19 protein-coding genes and 1 other RNA gene are annotated in these 21,709 nt (G+C 72.5%); 17 read left to right on the top strand and 3 right to left on the bottom strand.

All coding sequences use genetic code 11. From position 1 onward, the window contains the following. Window positions 1-4: 4 nt before the first annotated feature. Complete coding sequence (locus D3A59_RS13550) at window positions 5-754, top strand: DUF3025 domain-containing protein (protein ID WP_240636053.1); 750 nt, start codon at window positions 5-7, stop codon at window positions 752-754. On the opposite strand, the gene D3A59_RS13545 is transcribed toward D3A59_RS13550, so the two are convergent. The 3 genes from D3A59_RS13545 to cysK all read right to left on the bottom strand — a co-directional run bounded on the left by D3A59_RS13545 (window position 649) and on the right by cysK (window position 3,367). Next, window positions 649-1,590, bottom strand: coding sequence for an NAD(P)H-hydrate dehydratase (locus D3A59_RS13545; protein ID WP_119155469.1), 942 nt, complete (start codon window positions 1,588-1,590; stop codon window positions 649-651). The two genes, D3A59_RS13550 and D3A59_RS13545, sit on opposite strands and share 106 nt — an antisense overlap. Continuing rightward, on the bottom strand, window positions 1,587-2,354 hold the full coding sequence (locus D3A59_RS13540) for a histidine phosphatase family protein (RefSeq protein WP_119155468.1): 768 nt from the start codon (window positions 2,352-2,354) through the stop codon (window positions 1,587-1,589). The genes D3A59_RS13545 and D3A59_RS13540 overlap by 4 nt, the downstream gene beginning before the upstream one ends. Window positions 2,355-2,443: 89 nt before the next feature. Continuing rightward, entirely contained in the window at window positions 2,444-3,367 is a 924-nt protein-coding gene (cysK, locus tag D3A59_RS13535) for a cysteine synthase A (RefSeq protein ID WP_119155467.1), read from the bottom strand. A 93-nt stretch (window positions 3,368-3,460) separates the two neighbouring features. Here cysK and rnpB point away from each other — a divergent pair. The 16 genes from rnpB to ftsA all read left to right on the top strand — a co-directional run bounded on the left by rnpB (window position 3,461) and on the right by ftsA (window position 21,701). Further along, an RNA gene (gene rnpB / locus D3A59_RS13530) (RNase P RNA component class A) lies at window positions 3,461-3,792 on the top strand. Window positions 3,793-3,848: 56 nt separating this feature from the next. Next, window positions 3,849-5,066 (top strand): multidrug effflux MFS transporter, encoded by a 1,218-nt coding sequence (locus D3A59_RS13525; RefSeq protein ID WP_119155466.1) that lies wholly within the window; start codon window positions 3,849-3,851, stop codon window positions 5,064-5,066. A 239-nt stretch (window positions 5,067-5,305) separates the two neighbouring features. Then, window positions 5,306-5,746 (top strand): division/cell wall cluster transcriptional repressor MraZ, encoded by a 441-nt coding sequence (gene mraZ / locus D3A59_RS13520; RefSeq protein ID WP_119155465.1) that lies wholly within the window; start codon window positions 5,306-5,308, stop codon window positions 5,744-5,746. Continuing rightward, entirely contained in the window at window positions 5,746-6,705 is a 960-nt protein-coding gene (rsmH, locus tag D3A59_RS13515; protein ID WP_205665194.1) for a 16S rRNA (cytosine(1402)-N(4))-methyltransferase RsmH, read from the top strand. The genes mraZ and rsmH overlap by 1 nt, the downstream gene beginning before the upstream one ends. Next, window positions 6,702-7,067: a cell division protein FtsL gene (ftsL, locus tag D3A59_RS13510; RefSeq protein ID WP_119155464.1), complete on the top strand. Its 366-nt coding sequence runs from the start codon at window positions 6,702-6,704 to the stop codon at window positions 7,065-7,067. The genes rsmH and ftsL overlap by 4 nt, the downstream gene beginning before the upstream one ends. After that, window positions 7,064-8,869 carry a peptidoglycan D,D-transpeptidase FtsI family protein gene (locus D3A59_RS13505; protein WP_119155463.1) on the top strand — a complete coding sequence of 602 codons (1,806 nt, stop codon included), beginning with the start codon at window positions 7,064-7,066 and terminating at the stop codon, window positions 8,867-8,869. Before ftsL ends, D3A59_RS13505 begins: the two co-directional genes overlap by 4 nt. Further along, window positions 8,869-10,389 (top strand): UDP-N-acetylmuramoyl-L-alanyl-D-glutamate--2,6-diaminopimelate ligase, encoded by a 1,521-nt coding sequence (locus D3A59_RS13500; protein WP_119155462.1) that lies wholly within the window; start codon window positions 8,869-8,871, stop codon window positions 10,387-10,389. Before D3A59_RS13505 ends, D3A59_RS13500 begins: the two co-directional genes overlap by 1 nt. Beyond that, window positions 10,386-11,825 carry a UDP-N-acetylmuramoyl-tripeptide--D-alanyl-D-alanine ligase gene (locus D3A59_RS13495; RefSeq protein ID WP_240636050.1) on the top strand — a complete coding sequence of 480 codons (1,440 nt, stop codon included), beginning with the start codon at window positions 10,386-10,388 and terminating at the stop codon, window positions 11,823-11,825. The genes D3A59_RS13500 and D3A59_RS13495 overlap by 4 nt, the downstream gene beginning before the upstream one ends. Next, window positions 11,819-13,000 carry a phospho-N-acetylmuramoyl-pentapeptide-transferase gene (gene mraY / locus D3A59_RS13490; RefSeq protein ID WP_119155461.1) on the top strand — a complete coding sequence of 394 codons (1,182 nt, stop codon included), beginning with the start codon at window positions 11,819-11,821 and terminating at the stop codon, window positions 12,998-13,000. Before D3A59_RS13495 ends, mraY begins: the two co-directional genes overlap by 7 nt. Window positions 13,001-13,007: 7 nt before the next feature. After that, window positions 13,008-14,855 (top strand): UDP-N-acetylmuramoyl-L-alanine--D-glutamate ligase, encoded by a 1,848-nt coding sequence (gene murD / locus D3A59_RS13485; protein ID WP_119155460.1) that lies wholly within the window; start codon window positions 13,008-13,010, stop codon window positions 14,853-14,855. Window positions 14,856-14,857: 2 nt separating this feature from the next. Continuing rightward, on the top strand, window positions 14,858-16,096 hold the full coding sequence (gene ftsW / locus D3A59_RS13480) for a putative lipid II flippase FtsW (protein ID WP_419187257.1): 1,239 nt from the start codon (window positions 14,858-14,860) through the stop codon (window positions 16,094-16,096). A 106-nt stretch (window positions 16,097-16,202) separates the two neighbouring features. Next, window positions 16,203-17,327, top strand: a complete 1,125-nt coding sequence (gene murG / locus D3A59_RS13475) for an undecaprenyldiphospho-muramoylpentapeptide beta-N-acetylglucosaminyltransferase (protein ID WP_119155459.1) — start codon at window positions 16,203-16,205, stop codon at window positions 17,325-17,327. Beyond that, complete coding sequence (gene murC / locus D3A59_RS13470) at window positions 17,324-18,742, top strand: UDP-N-acetylmuramate--L-alanine ligase (RefSeq protein WP_119155458.1); 1,419 nt, start codon at window positions 17,324-17,326, stop codon at window positions 18,740-18,742. Before murG ends, murC begins: the two co-directional genes overlap by 4 nt. Beyond that, window positions 18,739-19,683 (top strand): D-alanine--D-alanine ligase, encoded by a 945-nt coding sequence (locus D3A59_RS13465; protein WP_119155457.1) that lies wholly within the window; start codon window positions 18,739-18,741, stop codon window positions 19,681-19,683. The genes murC and D3A59_RS13465 overlap by 4 nt, the downstream gene beginning before the upstream one ends. 10 nt (window positions 19,684-19,693) lie before the next feature. After that, on the top strand, window positions 19,694-20,464 hold the full coding sequence (locus D3A59_RS13460; RefSeq protein ID WP_119155456.1) for a cell division protein FtsQ/DivIB: 771 nt from the start codon (window positions 19,694-19,696) through the stop codon (window positions 20,462-20,464). 7 nt (window positions 20,465-20,471) lie between these two features. Then, window positions 20,472-21,701 carry a cell division protein FtsA gene (gene ftsA / locus D3A59_RS13455; RefSeq protein WP_119155455.1) on the top strand — a complete coding sequence of 410 codons (1,230 nt, stop codon included), beginning with the start codon at window positions 20,472-20,474 and terminating at the stop codon, window positions 21,699-21,701. Window positions 21,702-21,709 lie beyond the last annotated feature (8 nt).

Below are 21,709 nucleotides of genomic sequence, written 5' to 3'. Positions count from 1 at the left end.
GCCGCTGGCCGCCGCCGCGGCGGCCGGCGCGCCGCTCGCCGCGCTGCTGAACGCGCGGGCCGCCCAGGCCGGCGCCGCCTGGCCGCGGCTCGCCGCCGGCCCGCTGCGCTTCGTCGCGCAGGCCGCGCTGCCCGAAGGCGAGGCCTACGAGGCCTTCGTCGCGCGCACCGCGCAGGTGCCGACGCGCGACAACCTGCACGACTTCTTCAATGCGCTGGTGTGGCTGCAGCAGCCCGGGCTGAAGCGGCGGCTGCACGAGCTGCAGGCGAGGGAGATCGCGCGCGACGGCGTCGGTGCGCGGCGCGGCCCGCTGCGCGACGCGGTGACGCTGTTCGACGAGAACGGCGCGCTGCTGCAGGCGCCCCTGCCGCTGCTCGACGCGCTGCGCGGGCGGCGCTGGCGCGAGCTGTTCGTGACGCACCGCGCGCTGTGGCGCGAGGCGCGGCTCGCGCTCGTCGGCCACGCGCTGATGGAGAAGCTGGTGCAGCCCTACAAGGCGATCACTGCCCATGTGCTGGTCGTGGATGAGGGCGGGGATGTGCTGGCGCCGCTCGACGCGGTGGCGCCGGGGCCGCACCGGAAGCCCTTCCTGCCGCTGCCGCTGCTCGGCGTGCCGGGCTGGTGGGCGGAGAACGAGGCGAGCGGCTTCTACGACGACGCGGAGGTGTTCCGGCCGCCGCGCGCGCCGGCGCCGGCCTCGCCGAGCGCATGCATCAGCGCCGGCACCTCGGCGGCGAGCTCGCGCGGCAGGTAGCCGATCGGGCCCATCCGATCGGCGAGCCGCTCGCCGGCCCTCGCGTGCAGCGCGACGCCCCAGGCCAGCGCCTGCACCGGGTCCGCGCCGCGCGCGAGCAGCCCGGCGACCAGCCCGGCGAGCGTGTCGCCGGAACCGGAGATCGCGAGGCCCACGTTGCCGCGCTCGTGACGCCACAGCGTGCCGTCGGGCGTTGCGATGTGCGTCACCGCGCCCTTGAGCGCCACCACCGCCTGCCATTGCCGGGCCGCCTCGAGGACGGTGTCGACGGGCGAGGCGGCCACCGCCTCCTTGTCGCGGCCGAGCAGCCGCGCCATCTCGCCGGCATGCGGCGTCAGCAGCGCGCCGGCCGCGCGCAGCACCCCGGGCGCGGTGCGCGCAATGCCCATCGCCGCCGCGTCGAGCAGCACCGGCGTGCCGCGGCCGAGCCGCGGCAGCAGCGCCGCGACGAAGGCGCAGACCGAGGGCTCGTCCTGCATGCCGGGGCCGACCAGCAGCGCGTCGGCGCGCTGCGCCATCTCGGCGATCGCGTCGAGCTCCGACGGCCACAGGCCGTTCTCGTCGGTCTCGGGCAGGCCGATCACGCGCGCCTCCGGGAGCACGGTGGCGACCAGCGGCGCGATGCTGGCGCCGGTCGCCACCGTCACCTTGCCGGCGCCGGCGCGGAACGCCGCGGTGGCGGCTAGGCTCGCCGCGCCGGGCATCTCGCGCGAGCCGCCGATCACCAGCACGCGTCCGCGCGCCTCCTTGTCGCCGCCGTGCTCGGGTGAGGGCAGCGGCCAGCCGCGCAGCGCCTCGTCGTCAAGCAGCCGGGCGTCGCCCGCGGCCCCGTTCACGGCTCGGCCCCGGCCTGCATGTGCGGCTCGCGCGTCACCGGCGTGCCGGCCTCGCGCAGCGGCGCCACGTGGTTGACGTGGCGCAGCACCAGCTTGCCGTGGCGGCCCAGCGAGGGGTCGAAGGCGTAGGAAGTGATGCTGCAGTTGGGCACGTCGGCGCGGCGGTCGATCTCGAGGATCTGCTGCTCGTCGAGGCGCTCGAGCAGGTAGCGGAAGCAGTTGACGATCACCTGGTGGCCCACCACCAGCACGCGCTCGCGGCGGTACTCGCGCGAGATCGTCTCCAGCAGCAGCCGCAGCCGCAGGATCACGTCGCACCAGCTCTCGCCGCCGGGCGGGCGGAAGTAGAACTTGCCGACATGCGCGCGGTACTCGCTCAGCTCGGGGTATTTCTCGCGGATGCCGGCCTTGGTCAGCCGGTCGAGGACGCCGAACTCCTTCTCGCGCAGCCGCTCGTCGGTCGCGAAGGTGATCTCGTCGGGGTCAAGGCCCGCCGCCTCGCACACCAGCCGCGCGGTCTCGCGCGTGCGCACGTAGGGCGAGCACAGCACCACGTTGGGCCGCTCCTCGGGCGGCTGCTCGGCGAACCAGTGGCCGAGCGACTGCGCCTGCCGCTCGCCCAGCGGCGACAGCGGCACGTCCATGTCGCGCACGTCGATGTCGATCAGCGGCAGCCCGGCCGCCTCGGCGGCCTCGCGGGCGACGTTGCCGGCGCTCTGTCCGTGCCGGACCAGCCACAGGCGCTGCGGCCATTTCTGTTCCACTTGTCGGGTCCTCCTGCGGGGGTGGATCCCGCAGGTCGGCAAGCGGTGTACCCAGGGGAAGGCTTCTCCCCCGGGCGGGGGACGAGGGCTCAGCCCTCGGCGGGCAGGAAGCCCTCGATCGACAGGTAGCGCTCGCCGGTGTCGTAGTTGAAGCCGAGCACGCGGCTGCCCGCGGGCAGCTCGGGCAGCTTCTGCGCGATCGCCGCGAGCGTCGCGCCCGAGGAGATGCCCACCAGCAGCCCCTCCTCGCGCGCGCTGCGCCGCGCCATCTCCTTGGCCGCCTCGGCCTCGACCTGGATCACGCCGTCGAGCAGCCGGGTGTGCAGGTTCTTCGGCACGAAGCCCGCGCCGATGCCCTGGATCGGGTGGGGCGAGGGCTTGCCGCCGCTGATGACGGGCGAGGCCGACGGCTCGACCGCGAACACCTTGAGCTGCGGCCACTTCTCCTTAAGCACCTGCGCGCAGGCGGTGATGTGCCCGCCGGTGCCCACGCCCGTGATCAGCACGTCCAGGCCCTCGGGGAAGTCAGCGGCGATCTCCTGCGCGGTGGTGCGCGCGTGCACCTCGATGTTGGCCGGGTTCTCGAACTGCTGCGGCATCCAGGCGCCGGGCGTGGCCGCGACGATCTCCTGCGCGCGCTCGATCGCGCCCTTCATCCCCTTCTCGCGCGGCGTCAGGTCGAAGCTCGCGCCGTAGGCGAGCATCAGCCGGCGGCGCTCGATCGACATGCTCTCGGGCATCACGAGCACGAGCTTGTAGCCCTTGACCGCCGCGACCATCGCCAGCCCGATGCCGGTGTTGCCCGAGGTCGGCTCGACGATCGTGCCGCCGGGTGCGAGCGCGCCGCTCTTCTCCGCGTCCTCGATCATCGACAGCGCGATGCGGTCCTTGATCGAGCCGCCGGGGTTGGCGCGCTCGCACTTGATCCACACCTCGTGGCCGCTGCCGAACAGGCGCTGCACGCGCACGTGCGGCGTGTTGCCGATCGTCTCGAGAACTGATTGGGCCTTCATGTCGTTCCTCCTGGGGTCGATGGGGATGGCGGGTGGGCGGTCATTTTGGCGCGCGGGACTGCGCAGCGCGCTTCGCCGCGATAATGGCGGGGTGAAGCGGGCCAGACCGCCGCTGGCGCGAGACCCGAAAGGGTGCGCTGGAGGAAGGTCCGGACTGCACAGGGCAGCGTAGCAGGTAACACCTGTCCGCCGTGAGGCGAGGATCAGAGCAACAGAGACGAGTCCCCGGGGGCCGCGAGGCCGCCGGGGGGTGAAACGGGCAATCTCTACGCGCAGCAACACCAAGTAGGCCGGCGATGACGTGGCTCCGCGGAGCCGGCGGGTAGGTGGCACCGAGCCGCACCAGCGATGGGCGGCCCAGAGGAATGGCGGTCACGGCGGGGAAACCCGCCGCACAGAATCCGGCCTATCGGCCCGCTTCACGCAACCGATGCTCCCGGCAGGCGCGACTTCGCGCCTGCCGTTTTTTCTTTCAGGCCGCATGAACTCCGAACAAGCGCATTCCGTCTGGCGCGCGCCGCGCTGGGCCCTGGCGGTGCTGCTGGCCGCGCTCAGCATGCTCGGGCCGTTCTCGATCGACACCTACCTGCCGGCCTTCGGCGGCATCGCCGCCGCGCTCGGCGCGACGCCGGTGCAGATGCAGCAGACGCTGTCGGCCTACCTGTTCGGCTTCGCGTTCATGAACCTGTTCCACGGCGCGCTGGCCGACAGCTTCGGGCGCCGGCCGGTGCTGCTCGCGGGCAGCGCGGTGTTCACGCTCGCGAGCATCGGCTGCGCGCTGTCGGACAGCATCGGCGCGCTGGTGGCCTTCCGCGCGCTGCAGGGCCTGTCGGCCGGCGCCGGCATGGTCGTCTCGCGCGCGGTGGTGCGCGACCTGTTCGCGCCCGCCGATGCGCAGCGGATGCTGTCGCAGGTGACGATCTTCTTCGGCGTCGCGCCGGCGATCGCGCCGGTGATCGGCGCGCAGCTGCTCACGCATGCCGGCTGGGAGGCGATCTTCTGGTGCCTGGCGCTGATCGGCGCGGCGTTGTGGCTGGCCGGCTGGCGGCTGCTGCCCGAGACGCTGCCGCCCGCTCGCCGCCAGTCCTTCCGCGCCCGCCACCTGCTGCGCGGCTACCGCCAGCTCGGCTCCGACCCGCGCTTCCTGCTGCTCGCGCTCGCCTCGGGCGTGCCCTTCAACGGCATGTTCCTCTACGTGCTGGCGGCGCCCGTCTTCCTCGGCGAGCACCTCGGGCTCGCGCCGACGCAGTTCTTCTGGTTCTTCGTCAGCACGATCGCCGGCGTGATGGGCGGCGCATGGGTCAGCGGCCGCTCGGCCGGGCGGCTGTCGCCGCAGGCGCAGATCCGCCGCGGCTTCCTGATCATGGCGGCCGTCTCGCTCGCCAACCTCGCCGGCAACCTGCTGTGGGCGCCTGCGCTGCCCTGGGCGCTGCTGCCGATCGCGCTCTACGCCTTCGGCTGGGCGCAGATGGTGCCGGTGGTGACGCTGATGGTGCTCGACCTCTTTCCCGAGCGGCGCGGCATGGCCTCGTCGCTGCAGGCGGGCATCGGCAGCGCGGCCAACGGCCTCGTCGCCGGCGTGCTCGTGCCGCTGGTGATGCATTCGAGCGTCGCGCTCGCCGGGGCCTCGCTGGCGCTGATGGGGGTGGGGCTGGGCGCCTGGCTGTACGTGCGCCCGCGGCTCGGGTCGCCGCACTGAGCCTTCCCTTACCTTTCGTCACCCTCGATCCGGGGGGTGGCGGGGACCGGCTTTGAAAAGGTTACACGGCACTTTCATTGCCGGATGTAAGTCCTTTTCGCAACAGCGAAAAATCCCGCTGCGTCACATTTCGAAGCTTGTATAAGTGCTTGATTTTATTGGCGTTTCCGCTTTTTTCTTCCTTGACGCGATGCGGGGTGGAGGCTACAGTGGGAGAAGGTGCAATTTAGTGGGTGCGTGTGTGCGCTTTTGTCTTTCAGGGGGCCTCGGCCCTGGCGTTGGATGCGAAGGGACGTCTGACCGTCCCGGCGCGGCATCGCGACGTGCTGAAGGAGATGTGCGCCGGGCAGCTCACCCTGACCAAGCACCCCGAGGGCTGCCTGATCGTCTTCCCGCGCCCGGTGTGGGAGGGTTTTCGCGACAAGGTCGCCGCGCTGCCGATGTCGGCCGCCGGCTGGAAACGCATCTTTCTCGGCAATGCGATGGACGTCGAGATTGACGGCGCCTCGCGCGTGCTGGTGTCTCCGGAGCTGCGTGCGGCGGCCGGGCTGAGCCGCGACGTGATGCTGCTCGGCATGGGCAGCCATCTCGAGCTCTGGGACGCCGCGCGCTATGCCGCCCACGAGGCCGAGGTGATGCAGCAGCAGATGCCCGAGGCGCTGAAGGATTTCTCGTTCTGATGTCGACTCCCGGCACCCCCCCCGTCTTCATGCACCGCACCGTCCTGCTCGACGAGGCGGTCGATGCGCTCGTCGGCGATCCGGCCGGCACCTACATCGACGGCACCTTCGGCCGCGGCGGCCACAGCCGCCTGCTGCTGTCGCGCCTGGCGCCCGGAGGTCGCCTGCTCGCCTTCGACAAGGACCCCGAGGCGGTGGCCGAAGGGGCGCGGGTCGAGGACCCGCGTTTTTCCTTGGTGCACGACAGCTTCGCGACGATGGCCGAGGCCTGCCGCGAGCGCGGCGTCGGCGCGCTCGCCGGCGTGCTGCTCGACCTCGGCGTCTCGTCGCCCCAGATCGACAACCCCGAGCGCGGCTTCAGCTTCCGCTTCGACGGACCGCTGGACATGCGCATGGACCCGACCCGCGGCTTCAGCGCCGCCGAATTTCTCGCCGAAGCCGACGAGAAACGCATCGCGGAGGTGATTCGCAACTATGGCGAAGAACGGTTTTCTGGCCCGATTGCAAAGGCGCTTGTGGCTCGCCGCGCAAGCGGAAGTCCCGTGCGAACCACCGCCGAGCTTTCCCAGGTCGTGGCTCGTGCGGTCAAGACCCGCGAGCCGGGGCAGGACCCCGCAACCCGCACCTTTCAGGCTCTTCGGATTCTCGTCAATGCCGAGCTCGAGGAGCTTGAGCAGGGGCTGAGCGCGGCGCTGCGGCTGCTCGCCCCGGGCGGGCGGCTGGTCGTCATCAGCTTCCACTCGCTCGAGGACCGCATCGTCAAGCAGTTCATCGTGCGCCACAGCCGCGCCGAGGTGGACCGCCGCGCGCCGTTCGCCCAGCCGCCCGAGCCGCTGCTGTCGGCCGTCGCCCGCCGCCGCCCCGGCGAGGCCGAGGTGGCGGGCAACCCGCGCGCGCGTTCGGCGATCATGCGCATCGCCGAGCGCACCGCCGCGCCGCTGCCCGGGAGGGGCGCATGAGCCGCTTCAACCTGCTGCTGTTCGCGATCCTCGTGCTCAGCGGGCTGGGGCTGGTGCAGGTGTCCTACGAGGCCCGGCGCCTGTTCGTCGCCGTCGAGCGCGCGCAGAACGAGGAGCGCCGGCTCGAGACCGAGTACGGGCGGCTGCAGGTGGAGATGCGCGCCGAGGCCACGCCACTGCGCGTCGAGCGCCTGGCGCGCGAGAAGCTCGAGATGCGGGTGACGACGCCCGGCGTGACGCACTACGTCACGCTTCCCGGCGCGGCCGGCATCGCCGCGATGGCCGAGCTGCCGCAGGCGCCCGGCGAGGAGGCGGCCACGGCGTCGGCGCCCGGGGCGGTCCCGCAGGAGGGCGCGCGATGAAGCTGCTGTCCCGCTTCCCCCGCGGCCCCTTCGGCTCGCGCGACGCGGCCAAGGGCGGGGTGCGCAGCGTCAGCTACGCCAGCAGCCCGCTGCTGGCCTCGCGCACGCCGCCGGGCCGCTCCAAGTTCATGGTCGCCTGCATCGGCGCGATGTTCTGCGTGCTGCTCGGCCGCGCGTTCTACGTGCAGGTCTTCGGCAACGATTTCTTCCAGCGCCAGGGCGAGAACCGCTACGCGCGCACGCTCGAGCTGCAGGCCAACCGCGGCCGCATCGTCGACCGCAACGGCCTGCTGCTCGCCTCCAGCGTGCCGGCGACCTCGATCTGGGCGATCCCGAAGGAGATGGGCGAGGTCGAGGCCGCGGATCTCGCGCGGCTCGCCGCCGCGCTCGGCATGACGCCCGACGAGCTGCGGCGCCGTCTCGGCGACAACGCGAACTTCGTCTGGCTGCGCCGCCAGGTCGAGGACGAGCTCTGGCAGCAGGTCAAGGCGCTGGGCATCCAGGGCGTGCACCGCTCCACCGAGTACAAGCGCGTCTATCCCGAGGGCGAGGCGGCCGCGCACATCGTGGGCTTCACCAACGTCGAGAACCAGGGGCAGGAGGGGGTGGAGCTCGCCTTCCAGGCCGAGCTCTCCGGCCGCAACGGCAGCCGCCGCGTCATCAAGGACCGGCTCGGCCGCGTCGTGGACGACCTCGGCGAGAGCATCAACCCGCACGACGGCCACGACATCGAGCTGACGATCGACTCGAAGGTCCAGTACTTCGCCTACCAGCGCATCCGCGACGCGGTGCTGGCGCAGAAGGCCAAGGCCGGCTCGGTGGTGGTGCTCGACGTGCAGAGCGGCGAGGTGCTCGCGCTCGCCAACTACCCGAGCTACGTGCCGGGCGAGCGCCAGCGTCTCACCGGCGAGCAGCTGCGCAACCGCGCGCTCACCGACACCTTCGAGCCCGGCTCGACCATCAAGCCGCTGATCGCCGCCTGGGCGCTCGAGACCGGGCGGGTCAAGCCCGACACCCCGTTCCAGACCGCCCCCGGGCGCCTGACGATCGGCCGCTCGACCATCACCGACGCGCACCCGCACGGCGTGCTGACGGTGGCCGAGATCATCCAGAAGTCGAGCAACGTCGGCACCGTGAAGATGGCGATGGCGATGGAGCCGCGCGAGATGCACGAGCTCTTCACCTCGGTCGGCCTGGGCCAGAAGCCGCAGATCGACTTCCCCGGCGCGGTCTCCGGACGGCTGCGCCCCTACAAGACCTGGAAGCCGATCGAGCAGGCGACGATGAGCTACGGCTACGGCCTGTCGGCGAGCCTGTTCCAGCTCGCGCGCGCCTACACCGTGTTCGCCACCGACGGCCAGGTGCTGCCGGTGTCGCTCGCGCGCCGCGCCGCGCCCGGCCCGGGCCTGCCGGTGCTGTCGCCGCAGACGGCGCGCGAGGTGCGCGAGATGCTGCGCATGGCGGCCGCCCCCGGCGGCACCGCGCCGAAGGCGCAGACGATGGGCTACTCGGTCGGCGGCAAGAGCGGCACCGCGCACAAGCAGGAAGGCCGCGGCTACACCAACAAGTACCGCTCCTGGTTCGTCGGGCTCGCGCCCCTGGACAAGCCGCGCATCGTCGTCGCGGTGATGGTCGACGAGCCGAGCAACGGCATCTACTACGGCGGTGCGGTCGCGGCGCCGGTGTTCAGCGAGGTGGTGCAGCAGACGCTGCGCATGCTCGGCGTGCCGCCCGACCTGGAGGTCAAGCCGCAGATCTTCGCGAAGCGCCAGCAGGCGCCGGCCGTGGAAGAGAGCTTCTGATGGCGGCGACCCGACTGCTGCTCGCCGCCGATGCGGTGGACTGGCTGCGCCGCCAGGGCGCGCGCGGCCTCGCGACCGACAGCCGCCGCGTCGCGCCCGGCGACGCCTTCATCGCCTGGCCCGGCCACGCGAGCGACGGCCGCCGCCACGTCGCGGCCGCGCTGGAGGCCGGTGCCGTCGCCTGCCTCGTGGAGGCCGAGGGCGTCGAGGCCTACGGCTTCGACGACGCGCGCATCGCCGCGGTCGCGGGCCTCAAGGCCGCCACCGGCGCAATCGCCGACCGTTTCTACGGCGAGCCGAGCCGCGCGCTCGAGCTCGTCGCGACCACCGGCACCAACGGCAAGACCTCCACCGCCTGGTGGATGGCGCAGGCGCTGAGCCGGCTCGGGCGGCGCTGCGGCCTGGTCGGCACGCTCGGCATCGGCGAGCCGCCGCCCGCGGCCGGCTCGCGGGAGGATTCCACGCACGAGCCGATCCGCGCCACCGGCCTGACGACGCCCGACCCCGTCACGCTGCACGCCGCCTTCCGCCGCTTCGCCGACGCCGGCTTCGCCGCCTGCGCCATCGAGGCCTCGTCGATCGGCATCGTCGAGCACCGGCTCGACGCCGCCCGCATCGGGGTGGCGCTGTTCACGAACTTCACCCGCGACCACCTGGACTTCCACGGCACAATGGCCGCCTACTGGGAAGCCAAGCGGGCGCTGTTCCGCTGGCCCGGGCTGCGCGCCGCGGTGCTCAACCTCGACGACGAGAAGGGGGCCGAGCTCGCCTCAGAGCTCGCCGCCTCGCCGCTGCGGCTCATCGGCTACTCGCTGCACCAGCCGGCCTTCCTGCGGGGGGGCGCGCTGCGCTACGAGGACGGCGGCCTGGCGTTCACGGTGCACGAGGGCGAGGAGCGCGCCGAGCTGCGCACCCGCCTGATCGGCGACTACAACGCCTCCAACCTGCTGGCGGTGATCGGGGGGCTGCGCGCGCTCGGCGTGCCGCTGGCCGACGCGGCCGCGGTGTGCGGCGAGCTGTCGCCGGTGCCGGGGCGCATGCAGCAGGTCGGGTCCGGCGAGGCCGGGCCGGTCGCGGTGGTCGACTACGCCCACACGCCCGATGCGCTCGAGAAGGCGCTGCTCGCGCTGCGGCCGCTCGCGCAGCAGCGCGGCGGGCGGCTGTGGTGCGTGTTCGGCTGCGGTGGCAACCGCGATGCGAGCAAGCGGCCGATGATGGGCGCGCTCGCCGCGCGCTTCGCCGACCGCGTGGTGCTGACCAGCGACAACCCGCGCCACGAGGCGCCGGGCTTCATCCTGTCGCAGATCCTGGCCGGCGTGATCGGTCACGACGAGGTGGACGTGATGGAGGACCGGCGCGAGGCGATCCGCCATGCCCTCGCGAGCAGCGATGCCCGCGACGTGGTGCTGATCGCCGGCAAGGGCCATGAGGACTACCAGGAGATCGCGGGCGTGAAGCTGCCCTTCTCTGACGTGCTGGAAGCCGAAGCCGCGCTGCGGCAGCGGGAGCCGCGCGCATGACGACGAAGACGATGATGATGACGCTCGCCGAGGCGCAGGCGCTGCTGCCCGGCTCGACCCTCGTCGGCGACGGCGCGCTGCCGCTGGCGCGCGTGCACACCGACACGCGCAGCCTGCAGCCGGGCGACCTGTTCGTCGCGCTGCGCGGCGAGCGCTTCGACGCGCACGATTTTCTTTCGCAGGCGCGCGCGGCCGGCGCGGTCGCGGCTCTCGCCGAGCGGGGCCTGGCCGAGGCGGGGTTGCCCGGACTGCTGGTGCCCGACACCCGTGCCGCGCTCGGCGCGCTGGCCGCCGGCTGGCGCGCGCGCTGCACGCTGCCGCTGGTCGCGGTGACCGGCAGCAACGGCAAGACCACCGTGACGCAGATGATCGCGTCCATCCTGCGCGCGCAGTTCGGCGACGCCGCCTTCGCGACGCAGGGCAACCTGAACAACGACATCGGCGTGCCGCTGACGCTGCTGCGGCTGCGCCAGCAGTCGCACGGCACCTGGCACCGCGCCGGCGTGGTCGAGCTCGGCATGAACCACCCGGGCGAGATCGCCGGCTTGGCCCGCATGGCGGCGCCGACGGTCGCGCTCGTCAACAACGCGCAGCGCGAGCACCAGGAGTTCATGGCGAGCGTCGAGGCGGTCGCGCGCGAGAACGGCGCGGTGATCGAGGCGCTGCCCGCCGACGGCATCGCGGTCTTCCCCGCCGACGACGACTACGCGCCGCTGTGGCGCGAACTCGCGGGCCGCCGCGCGGTGCTGCGCTTCGCGCTCGACGGCGCGGCCGACGTGACGGGCGAGGGCCGCTGGACGGTGGACGCCGCGGGCGGCCACTGGGCCGTCACGCTGCGCACGCCGCAGGGCGTCGCCGAGACCGTGCTGCGCATCGCCGGCCGCCACAACGTGAAGAACGCGCTCGCGGCCACCGCCTGCGCGCTCGCCGCCGGCGTGCCGCTCGACGCCGTCGCGCGCGGCCTCGCCGCCTTCGAGCCGGTCAAGGGCCGCTCGCAGGTGCGCGCCTGGCGGCGCGGCGGCGAGGCGCTGACGCTGGTCGACGACAGCTACAACGCCAACCCCGACTCGGTGCGTGCGGCGATCGACGTGCTCGCCGCGCTCGACGCGCCGCGCTGGCTGGTGCTCGGCGACATGGGCGAGGTCGGCGACCAGGGCCCGGCCTTCCACGCCGAGGTCGGCGCCTACGCGCGCGAGCGCGGCGTGCAGCAACTGTGGACCGCGGGCGCGCTGTGCGCCCACGCGGCGCAGGCCTTCGGCCCCGCGGCACGCCATTTCGCCGGCACCGACGCGCTGATCGCGGCGCTGCCCGAGGCGCCGGCCGCACGCTGCGCGCTGGTCAAGGGCTCGCGCTTCATGAAGATGGACCGGGTGGTCGAGGCGCTGGTCGCGCCGGCCGCCGGGAACGAAGACGACAAGGTAGTACCCCGATGCTGATCAGCCTGGCCCAATGGCTGCAAACCCTCTCGCCCGAAGCCTGGAGTTTCCTGCGCGTCTTCCAGTACCTGACCTTCCGGGCGGTGATGGCGGCGATGACGGCGCTGCTGATCGGCATGATCGCGGGCCCCTACGTGATCCGCCGGCTCACCGAGCTCAAGATCGGCCAGCCGATCCGCGAGTACGGCGTGCAGGAGCACCTCGCCAAGCGCGGCACGCCGACGATGGGCGGCGCGCTGATCCTGCTGTCGATCGCGCTGTCCACGCTGCTGTGGTTCGACTGGAACAACCGCTTCGTCTGGGTGGTGCTGATCGTCACGCTCGGCTTCGGCGCGATCGGCTGGGTCGACGACTGGCGCAAGGTCGTCGACAAGAACCCCGAGGGCATGCCCTCGCGCGAGAAGTACTTCTGGCAGTCGCTGATCGGCCTGCTCGCCGCGATCTACCTCGCCTTCAACGTCTCGGGCACCAGCTCGCTCGGCGCCTTCGGCCTGTTCTACGACTGGGTGGCCTCCGGCTTCACGCAGGCCCTGCCGCCGCAGGCCGACCTGATCGTGCCCTTCTTCAAGAGCGTGAGCTACCCGCTCGGCGTGCTCGGCTTCATCTTCTTCACCTACGTCGTGATCGTCGGCGCGAGCAACGCGGTCAACCTCACCGACGGCCTCGACGGCCTGGCGATCATGCCGGTGGTGATGGTGGCCTCGGCGCTCGGCGTGTTCGCCTACGTGACCGGCAACGCGGTGTTCTCGCGCTACCTGCTGCTGCCCTACATCCCGGGCGCGGGCGAGCTGCTGATCTTCTGCGCCGCGATGGCCGGCGCGGGCCTCGCCTTCCTGTGGTTCAACGCCTACCCGGCGCAGGTCTTCATGGGCGACGTCGGCGCGCTCGCGCTCGGCGGCGCGCTCGGCACCATCGCCGTCATCACGCGCCAGGAGATCGTGCTCGCGATCATGGGCGGCGTGTTCGTGCTGGAGGCCCTGTCGGTGATGGCGCAGGTGAGCTGGTTCAAGTACACCAAGCACCGCTACGGCCAGGGCCGGCGCATCCTGCTGATGGCGCCGCTGCACCACCACTTCGAGAAGTCGGGCTGGAAGGAGACGCAGGTCGTGGTGCGCTTCTGGATCATCACGATGCTGCTGTGCCTGGCGGGGCTGTCCTCGCTGAAGCTGCGTTGAGGCGGAGATGAAGGACCTGAACCACACCACCGTCCTCGTGCTCGGGCTCGGCGACTCCGGCCTCGCAATGGCGCGCTGGAGCGCGCGTTGCGGCGCCACGGTGCGCGTCTGGGACTCGCGCGAGGCGCCGCCGCAGGCCGCCACGCTGCGCGGCGAGCTGCCGGACGTCGCGATCGCGAGCGGCGCGCTCGACGCCGGTGCGCTCGACGGCGTGCAGCGCGTGCTCAAGAGCCCGGGGCTGTCGCCGGCCGATGCGCGCCTCGCGCCGCTGCTGGCCGCGGCCGCCGCGCGCGGCATCCCGGTGCAGGGCGAGCTCGACCTGTTCGCCCGCGCGCTCGCCGACCTGAAGGCCGAGCGCGGCTACGCACCCAAGGTGCTCGCGATCACCGGCACCAACGGCAAGACCACCACCACGTCGCTGACTGCGCTGCTGGTCGAGCGCGCCGGGCGCCGCGTCGCGGTCGCCGGCAACATCGGCCCGACGCTGCTTGACACGCTCGCCGCCGCGCTCGACCTGGAGCCGTTCTCGGACGCGCAGGCGCCGCAGGACGGCGCGGACGAGGAGGACGCGCCCCCGCTGAGCGAGGAGCGCGGCGTCGCCGAGCAGGCCCTGGCCGCGGGCGCCGAGCCGCTCAACGCCGACGAGGCGCCGGCGCGGGACGCCGGAGTCGAGGAGGCCGCGGAGGGGAACGGCGTGACGGCAGGCGACGAGCAGGCCGCCCCGGCCGAGCATCCCGCACCGGCCGAGCCGGACGCCGCGCTCGAGATCGGTGGCGGCGGCCCGCCCCCGCACCTGATCCCGCCGCCGCCGCCCGGCCCGGTGTTCGCGCACCTGCCCGAGGTCTGGGTGCTCGAGCTCTCGAGCTTCCAGCTCGACGGCGTGCAGGGCTTCGAGCCGACCGCCGCGGCGGTGCTCAACCTGTCGCAGGACCACCTCGACTGGCACGGCTCGATGCCGGCCTACGCTGCGGCGAAGGCGCGCATCTTCGGCCGCGACGCGGTGATGGTGCTCAACCGCGACGATGCGGCGGTGATGGCGATGGCGCCCGAGCCGGCGGCGACCCAGCCGGCGCGGGGCCGCGCGCCGAAGCCGCAGCCGCAGCCGCGCCGCGTCGTGCGCTTCGGCCTGGACGCGCCGCGCCAGCCGGGCGACTTTGGCCTGCTGGTCGAGCACGGCATGGCCTGGCTCGTGCGCGCGCGCGAGTCCGAGGACGGGCCGCGCCGCCGCAAGGACGAGGGCGAGGAGCTCGTCGTGCAGCGGCTGATGCCGGCCGACGCGCTGCGCATCCGCGGCCGCCACAACGCAGCCAACGCGATGGCGGCGCTCGCCCTCGCGGGCGCCGCGGGCTGCCCGATGGCGCCGATGCTGCACGGCCTGCGCGAGTACCGCGGCGAGCCGCACCGCGTCGAGTACCTCGCGACGCTCGGCGGCGTGGACTTCTTCGACGACAGCAAGGGCACCAACGTCGGTGCGACGGTGGCGGCGCTGCTCGGCCTCGGCGCCGACCGCGCGCCGGCGCGCCTCGCGCTGATCCTCGGCGGCGACGGCAAGGGCCAGGACTTCGCGCCGCTGGCCGAGCCGCTGGCGCGCCACGGCCGCTTCGCGGCGCTGATCGGCCGCGACGCGCCGGCGCTCGAGGCGGCACTGGCCGCCACCGGCGTGCCGCTGGCGCGCTTCGACACGCTCGAGGCCGCCACGCGCGCGTGCGCCGAGGCCGCGCGGCCCGGCGACGCGGTGCTGCTGAGCCCGGCCTGCGCGAGCCTCGACATGTTCCGCAACTACGCGCACCGCGCCGAGGTCTTCGCCGCGACCGTGCAGGCGCTGCAGCAGGAGCACGGGGAGATCGCGCCGTGAGCCTGCTGGGGCGCTTCAACCCGTTCGCGCGGCTGGCCGCCGCCCGCGGTGCCCGCGACATGCCGGTGCGCGACTGGGTCAGCGTCTCCGGCTCGCAGCCGGTGCGGCTGCAGGGCTTCGATCAGCCGCTGCTGTGGGTGGTGGTGGCGCTGCTCGCGCTGAGCATGGTGATGGTCTATTCGGCCTCGATCGCGCTGCCCGACAGCCCCAAGTTCGCGCGCTACGCGCCGACCCACTTCCTGGTGCGCCACGTCGTGTCGATCGGGCTGGCCTTCTTCGCCGCGCTGCTGGCGGTGCAGGTGCCGATGCGGGTCTGGGAGAAGTGGGCCCCGCTGCTCTTCGTGGCGGCGCTCGTGCTGCTCGTGCTGGTGCTCGTGCCCTTCATCGGCAAGGGCGTCAACGGGGCGCGCCGCTGGATCCCGGTGCCCTTCTTCAACTTCCAGCCCTCGGAGTTCGCCAAGCTCGCGATGGCGCTCTACGCCGCCAACTACATGGTGCGCAAGATGGAGGTCAAGGAGCACTTCCTGAAGGCCGTGCTGCCGATGGTGATGGCGGTGGCCGTCGTCGGCGCGCTGCTGCTGGCCGAGCCCGACATGGGCGCCTTCATCGTGATCGCGCTGATCGCGATGGGCGTGCTGTTCATCGGCGGCGTCAACGGCCGCATGTTCCTGCTCATCACGCTGGTGCTGGTCGCGGCCTTCGCGCTGATGATCACGCTCAGCGAGTGGCGCCGCGAGCGCATCTTCGCCTACCTCGATCCCTGGGACGAGCGCTACGCGCTCGGCAAGGGCTACCAGCTCTCGCACTCGCTGATCGCCTTCGGCCGCGGCGAGCTGTTCGGCCAGGGCCTCGGCCAGAGCCTCGAGAAGCTGCACTACCTGCCCGAGGCGCACACCGACTTCCTGCTCGCGGTGATCGGCGAGGAGTTCGGCTTCCTCGGCGTCGCCGCGGTGATCGTTGCCTTCTTCTGGCTCACGCGCCGCATCGTGCACATCGGCCGCCAGGCGATCGCGCTCGACCGCGTGTTCTCGGGCCTGTTCGCGCAGGGCATCGGGCTGTGGATGGGCGGGCAGGCCTTCATCAACATGGGCGTGAATCTCGGCGTGCTGCCGACCAAGGGCCTGACGCTGCCGCTGATGAGCTACGGCGGCTCGGGCATCCTGATGAACTGCATCGCGCTCGCGATCGTGCTGAGAGTGGACATGGAAAACAGACAGCTCATGCGCGGAGGCCGCGCATGAGGGCCGCGTGGAGGCAAGGCCGCCGCGCGGCGGGAGCGCGCGAAGCGCGATCCCTGGGGCTGCTTGGGCGCAGCCAGAACAGACAGCTCATGCGCGGAGGCCGAGCATGAGCCGCCACCTCGTCGTCATGGCCGCCGGTACCGGCGGCCACATCATGCCGGGGCTGGCGGTGGCGCGCGAGATGCAGCGCCGCGGCTGGAGCGTGAGCTGGCTCGGCACCACGCAGGGCATGGAGAACCGGCTCGTGCCGCCGTCGGGCATCCCGCTCGACACCATCTCCTTCAGCGGCCTGCGCGGCAAGGGCCTCGTGCACACGCTCACCGGCGGCATGCGCATGCTCGGCGCCTTCGCCTCGTGCCTGTCGATCCTGCGCCGCCGCCGCGCCGACGCGGTGCTCGGCATGGGCGGCTACGTGTGCTTCCCCGGCGGCGTGATGGCCGCGGCGCTCGGCCGCCCGCTGGTGCTGGTCAACGCCGACGCGTCGCTGCTGATGAGCAACCGTGCGCTGCTGCCGGTGGCCGACCGCGTCGCCTTCGGCTTCGCCGGCGACGCGGCGCGCGCGACGCGCCAGGGCGTCGTCACGGGCAACCCGGTGCGCGCCGAGATCGAGGCGCTGCCCGTGCCCGACGAGCGCTTCGCCGGCCGCGAGGGCCCGCTGCGCGTGCTGGTGGTCGGCGGCAGCCTCGGCGCGAAGGTGCTCAACGAGACGCTGCCGCAGGCGCTGACGCTGCTGGCGCCGCACGAGCGCCCGCGCCTGGTGCACCAGACCGGCGAGGCGCATCTCGCCGCGGTGCGCGAGGCCTATCGCGCCTGCGGGCTCGACGCGGCGCGCGACGTCGAGCTGCTGCCCTTCATCGACGACATGCCGCGGCGGCTCGCCGACTGCGACCTGGTCGTCTGCCGCGCCGGCGCGATCACGGTGAGCGAGCTGTGCGCGGCGGGAATCCCGAGCGTGCTGGTGCCGCTGGTCGTGTCCACGACCTCGCATCAGCGCGACAATGCCGAGTTCATGGCGCGCGAGGGCGCGGCCGTCCATCTGCCGCAGCCGGAGCTGAGCCCGCAGCGGCTGGCCGGGCTGCTGCGCTCGCTTGCGCGGCCGCAGTTGCTGCAGATGGCGAACAAGGCCCGCGCGCTGGCGCGGGCGCATTCCGCGGCGCGCGTTGCCGACGAGATCGAGCACCTGGTCCACAAGAACAGCGAGAAGAGAAGAGGGAGGGCGGCCGCATCATGAAGCACGCCGTCAAGCACATCCATTTCGTCGGCATCGGTGGTGCCGGCATGAGCGGCATCGCCGAGATCCTGCACAACCTGGGCTACACCGTCTCCGGCTCCGACCAGAGCGACAGCGCGGTCACGCGCCGCCTCGCCACGCTCGGCATCCGCGTCGCGCTCGGCCACGATGCCGCGCACGTGGCGGGGGCCGACGCGATCGTCACGTCCACCGCGGTGCGGCACGACAACCCCGAGGTGATCGCCGCGCGCGCGCGCCGCGTGCCTGTGGTGCCGCGCGCGGTGATGCTCGCCGAGCTGATGCGGCTCAAGCAGGGCATCGCGATCGCCGGCACGCACGGCAAGACCACGACCACGAGCCTGGTGGCGAGCGCGCTCGGCGAGGCCGGGGTCGACCCCACCTTCGTGATCGGCGGCAAGCTCAACAGCGCCGGCGCGAACTCCTGGCTCGGCTCGGGCGACTACATCGTCGTCGAGGCCGACGAGTCGGACGCGTCCTTCCTGAACCTGATGCCGGTCATGGCGGTGGTCACGAACATCGACGCCGACCACATGGAGACCTACGGCCACGACTACGCGCGGCTCAAGCACGCCTTCATCGAGTTCCTGCACCGCATGCCCTTCTACGGCGCGGCGATCCTGTGCACCGACGACCCCGGCGTGCGCTCGATCCTGCCGATGATCTCGCGCCCGATCATCACCTACGGCTTCGACGAGGAGGCGCAGGTGAGGGCGGTGAACATGCGCGCGGAAGGGCCGCAGATGCAGTTCACCTGCGAGCGGCGCAACGGCGTGCGCATGCCCGACATCGACGTGGTGCTGAACCTGCCCGGGCGCCACAACGTGCTCAACGCGCTGGCCGCCATCGCGGTCGCCACCGAGCTCGAGCTGCCCGACGCGCCGGTGCTCAAGGCGCTGGCGAGCTTCGGCGGCGTCGGCCGGCGCTTCCAGCGCTACGGCGACCTCGCGGTGCCGGCGGCCAACGGCGGCGGGCGCTTCGCGCTGATCGACGACTACGGCCACCACCCGGTCGAGATGGCCGCGACGCTCGCCGCCGCGCGCGGTGCCTTCCCCGGCCGCCGCCTCGTGCTCGCCTTCCAGCCGCACCGCTACACCCGCACGCGCGACTGCTTCGAGGACTTCGTCAAGGTGCTCGGCAGCGCCGACTCGGTGCTACTGGCCGAGGTCTACTCGGCGGGCGAGGCGCCGATCGTCGCCGCCGACGGCCGCGCGATGGCGCGCGCGCTGCGCGTGGCCGGCAAGGTCGACCCGATCTTCGTCGACGCGATCGACGCGCTGCCGCAGGCGATCGCCGAGCACGTGCGCGACGGCGACGTCGTCATCACGATGGGCGCGGGCTCGATCGGCCAGGTGCCGGCGCGCGTGGCCGAACAGATGAAGGGGGGACTGGCATGAAACCGATCGATCCGAACGCGCTCGGCAAGGTGGCGGTGCTGATGGGCGGCAGCTCCGCCGAGCGCGAGGTCTCGCTGATGTCGGGCTCGGGCGTGCTCGCCGCGCTGCGCGCGCAAGGCGTCGACGCACACGCCTTCGACCCGGCCGAGCGGCCGCTCGACGCGCTCAAGCGCGAGGGCTTCGACCGCGCCTTCGTCGCGCTGCACGGGCGCTTCGGCGAGGACGGCACGGTGCAGGGCGCGCTCGAGCTGCTGCGCATCCCCTACACCGGCTCGGGCGTGATGGCCTGCTCGATCGCGCTCGACAAGATCATGACCAAGCGCATCTGGCGCTTCGAGGGCCTGCCGACCGCGGACTGGCGCACCGTGCACGGCGCGGGCGAGCTGCGCCAGGCGCTGGCCGAGCTCGGCGCGCCGGTGATGGTCAAGCCCGCGCACGAGGGCTCCTCGATCGGCATCACCAAGCTCAGCGACCCGGAGCAGTGCGAGGCCGCCTACGCGCTCGCGGCGAAGTACGACCCGAGCGTGCTGGTCGAGCAGTTCATCGACGGCGACGAGGTCACCTGCACGGTGCTCGGCAGCGGCGCGGACGCGCACGCGCTGCCGCTGGTGCGCATCGTCGCGCCCGGCGGCAACTACGACTACGAGCACAAGTACTTCAGCGACGACACGCAGTACTTCTGCCCGAGCGGGCTGCCCGCCGACGAGGAGGCGCTGATCCAGCGCCTCGTGGTGCAGGCCTACCGGGTGCTGAACTGCCAGGGCTGGGGCCGCGCCGAGGTGATGATCCGCCGCAGCGACCGCATGCCCTTCCTGCTCGAGATGAACACCAGCCCCGGCATGACCTCGCACTCGCTGGTGCCGATGTCCGCGCGCGCCGCCGGCATCAGCTACGAGCAGCTGTGCCTGCGGCTGCTCGCCGACGCGGCGCTGCACTCCTGACGACGGGACCATGGAAACCGCCACGCCGCTCGACGTCCGCCTGATGAACGCGACCTCCGCGCTGCTGTACGCGGTCGCCGCGCTCGCCTGCGCGGCGCTGCTGCTGGCGTGGCTGGTGCGCCTGCCGATGTTCTCGCTGCGCAGCATCACGGTCGAGGGCGAGGTGTCGCGCAACAGCGTCACCACCATCCGCGCCAACGCGCTGCCGCGCCTGGTGGGCAACTTCTTCACGCTCGACCTGCAGGACGCGCGCGTCGCCTTCGAGGCGGTGCCGTGGGTGCGCCGCGCGACGGTGCAGCGCGTGTGGCCCGACGGGCTGGAGGTGCGCCTGGAGGAGCACGAGCCGGTCGCGCAGTGGGGCGAGGACCGGCTCGTCAACGCGCAGGGCGAGGTCTTCACCGTCAACCTCGGCGACGTCGAGGACGAGGACCTGCCGATGCTGTCGGGCCCGACGGGCAGCGCGCCGCGCGTGCTCGAGGCGGCGCGTCGCATCAACGCCGCGCTCGATCCGATCGGGCGCGAGGTGAAGATGCTCGGGCTCACCGACCGAGGCTCCTGGCATCTCGAGCTCGACGACGGCGCGGTGATCGAGCTCGGCCGCGGCAGCTCCGACGCGGTGGTGGCCCGCATCGAGCGCTTCGCGAAGACGATCCAGGGCGTTACCTCCCGTTACCAGTCGCCCCTGATCTACGCCGACCTGCGGCACAACAGCGGCTACGCTGTACGGCTGAAGGGTGTGACGACCACCATCGCCCCAGTGGCCAAAGCGAAGAAGAACTGAGGAAACCATGGCCAAGGAATACAAGGACATCGTCGTCGGCCTCGACATCGGCACCGCCAAGGTGATGGCGGTGGTGGCCGAGGTGCTGCCGGGCGGCGACTTGCGCATCGCCGGCCTCGGCTTCGCGCCGTCGAGCGGCCTCAAGCGCGGCGTGGTGGTCAACATCGACGCCACCGTGCAGTCGATCCAGCAGGCCTTGAAGGAGGCCGAGATGATGGCCGACTGCAAGATCACGCGCGTCTACACCGGCATCACCGGCAGCCACATCCGCGGCCACAACTCCACCGGCATGGTGATCGTGCGCGACAAGGAGGTCACGCCGCTGGACGTCTCGCGCGTGGTCGACACCGCCAAGGCGATCAACATCCCCAACGACCAGAAGCTGCTGCTCGTCGAGCCGCAGGAGTTCGTCATCGACGGCCACGAGGTGCGCGAGCCGATCGGCATGAGCGGCGGGCGGCTGGAGGTCAAGGTGCACATCGTCACCGGCGCGCAGAGCGCCGCGGAGAACATCGTCAAGTGCGTGCGCCGCTGCGGGCTGGAGGTCGAGCAGCTGCTGCTGAACCCGTCGGCGTCGAGCCTCGCGGTGCTGACCGAGGACGAGAAGGACCTCGGGGTGGCGCTGGTGGACATCGGCGCGGGCACCACCGACGTCGCGATCTTCACCGACGGCGCGATCCGCCACACCGCGGTGATCCCGATCGCCGGCGACCTGATCACGAGCGACATCGCGATGGCGCTGCGCACCCCGACCAAGGACGCCGAGGAGATCAAGGTCGAGCACGGCGTGGCCAAGCAGCTGCTGGCCGCCCCCGACGAGCAGGTCGAGGTGCCGGGCCTCGGCGACCGGCCGCCGCGCATGCTCAGCCGCCAGGCGCTCGCCGGCGTGATCGAGCCGCGCGTCGAGGAGATCTTCTCGCTGGTGCACCAGGTGATCCGGGAGTCGGGCTACGAGGAGCTGCTGTCCTCGGGCATCGTGCTCACCGGCGGCGCGGCGGTGATGCCGGGCATGGTCGAGCTCGGCGAGGACATCTTCCTGAAACCCGTTCGCAAGGGCCTGCCGACGTACTCGGGCGCCTTGCACGACATGGTGGCGAATCCACGATCGGCCACCGTGATGGGACTGCTCGAGGAGGCGCGCCTGTCGCGCCTGCGCGGGCACAAGGCGTCGCAGCAGGCGGGGTCCGTGCAGGGCCTGTTCGGGCGCGTGAAGGACTGGTTCGTGGGTAACTTCTAAGTGCTAGG

Origin of the sequence: Caldimonas tepidiphila, assembly GCF_003569765.1 — a bacterium.
Classification (GTDB): domain Bacteria; phylum Pseudomonadota; class Gammaproteobacteria; order Burkholderiales; family Burkholderiaceae_C; genus Caldimonas; species Caldimonas tepidiphila.
Note: the sequence above shows the minus strand (reverse complement) of the source record. Positions and strands in the feature narration are given on the sequence as shown.

Excerpts from the sequence above, each read along its gene's own strand:
- D3A59_RS13525 (WP_119155466.1), top strand. The coding sequence starts at position 3,849 with ATGAACTCCGAACAAGCGCATTCCGTCTGGCGCGCGCCGCGCTGGGCC.
- cysK (WP_119155467.1), bottom strand. The coding sequence starts at position 3,367 with ATGAAGGCCCAATCAGTTCTCGAGACGATCGGCAACACGCCGCACGTG.
- rsmH (WP_205665194.1), top strand. The coding sequence starts at position 5,746 with ATGTCGACTCCCGGCACCCCCCCCGTCTTCATGCACCGCACCGTCCTG.
- ftsA (WP_119155455.1), top strand. The coding sequence starts at position 20,472 with ATGGCCAAGGAATACAAGGACATCGTCGTCGGCCTCGACATCGGCACC.
- D3A59_RS13460 (WP_119155456.1), top strand. The coding sequence starts at position 19,694 with ATGGAAACCGCCACGCCGCTCGACGTCCGCCTGATGAACGCGACCTCC.
- murD (WP_119155460.1), top strand. The coding sequence starts at position 13,008 with ATGAAGGACCTGAACCACACCACCGTCCTCGTGCTCGGGCTCGGCGAC.
- mraY (WP_119155461.1), top strand. The coding sequence starts at position 11,819 with ATGCTGATCAGCCTGGCCCAATGGCTGCAAACCCTCTCGCCCGAAGCC.
- D3A59_RS13465 (WP_119155457.1), top strand. The coding sequence starts at position 18,739 with ATGAAACCGATCGATCCGAACGCGCTCGGCAAGGTGGCGGTGCTGATG.
- murC (WP_119155458.1), top strand. The coding sequence starts at position 17,324 with ATGAAGCACGCCGTCAAGCACATCCATTTCGTCGGCATCGGTGGTGCC.
- D3A59_RS13495 (WP_240636050.1), top strand. The coding sequence starts at position 10,386 with ATGACGACGAAGACGATGATGATGACGCTCGCCGAGGCGCAGGCGCTG.
- D3A59_RS13500 (WP_119155462.1), top strand. The coding sequence starts at position 8,869 with ATGGCGGCGACCCGACTGCTGCTCGCCGCCGATGCGGTGGACTGGCTG.
- murG (WP_119155459.1), top strand. The coding sequence starts at position 16,203 with ATGAGCCGCCACCTCGTCGTCATGGCCGCCGGTACCGGCGGCCACATC.
- D3A59_RS13505 (WP_119155463.1), top strand. The coding sequence starts at position 7,064 with ATGAAGCTGCTGTCCCGCTTCCCCCGCGGCCCCTTCGGCTCGCGCGAC.
- ftsL (WP_119155464.1), top strand. The coding sequence starts at position 6,702 with ATGAGCCGCTTCAACCTGCTGCTGTTCGCGATCCTCGTGCTCAGCGGG.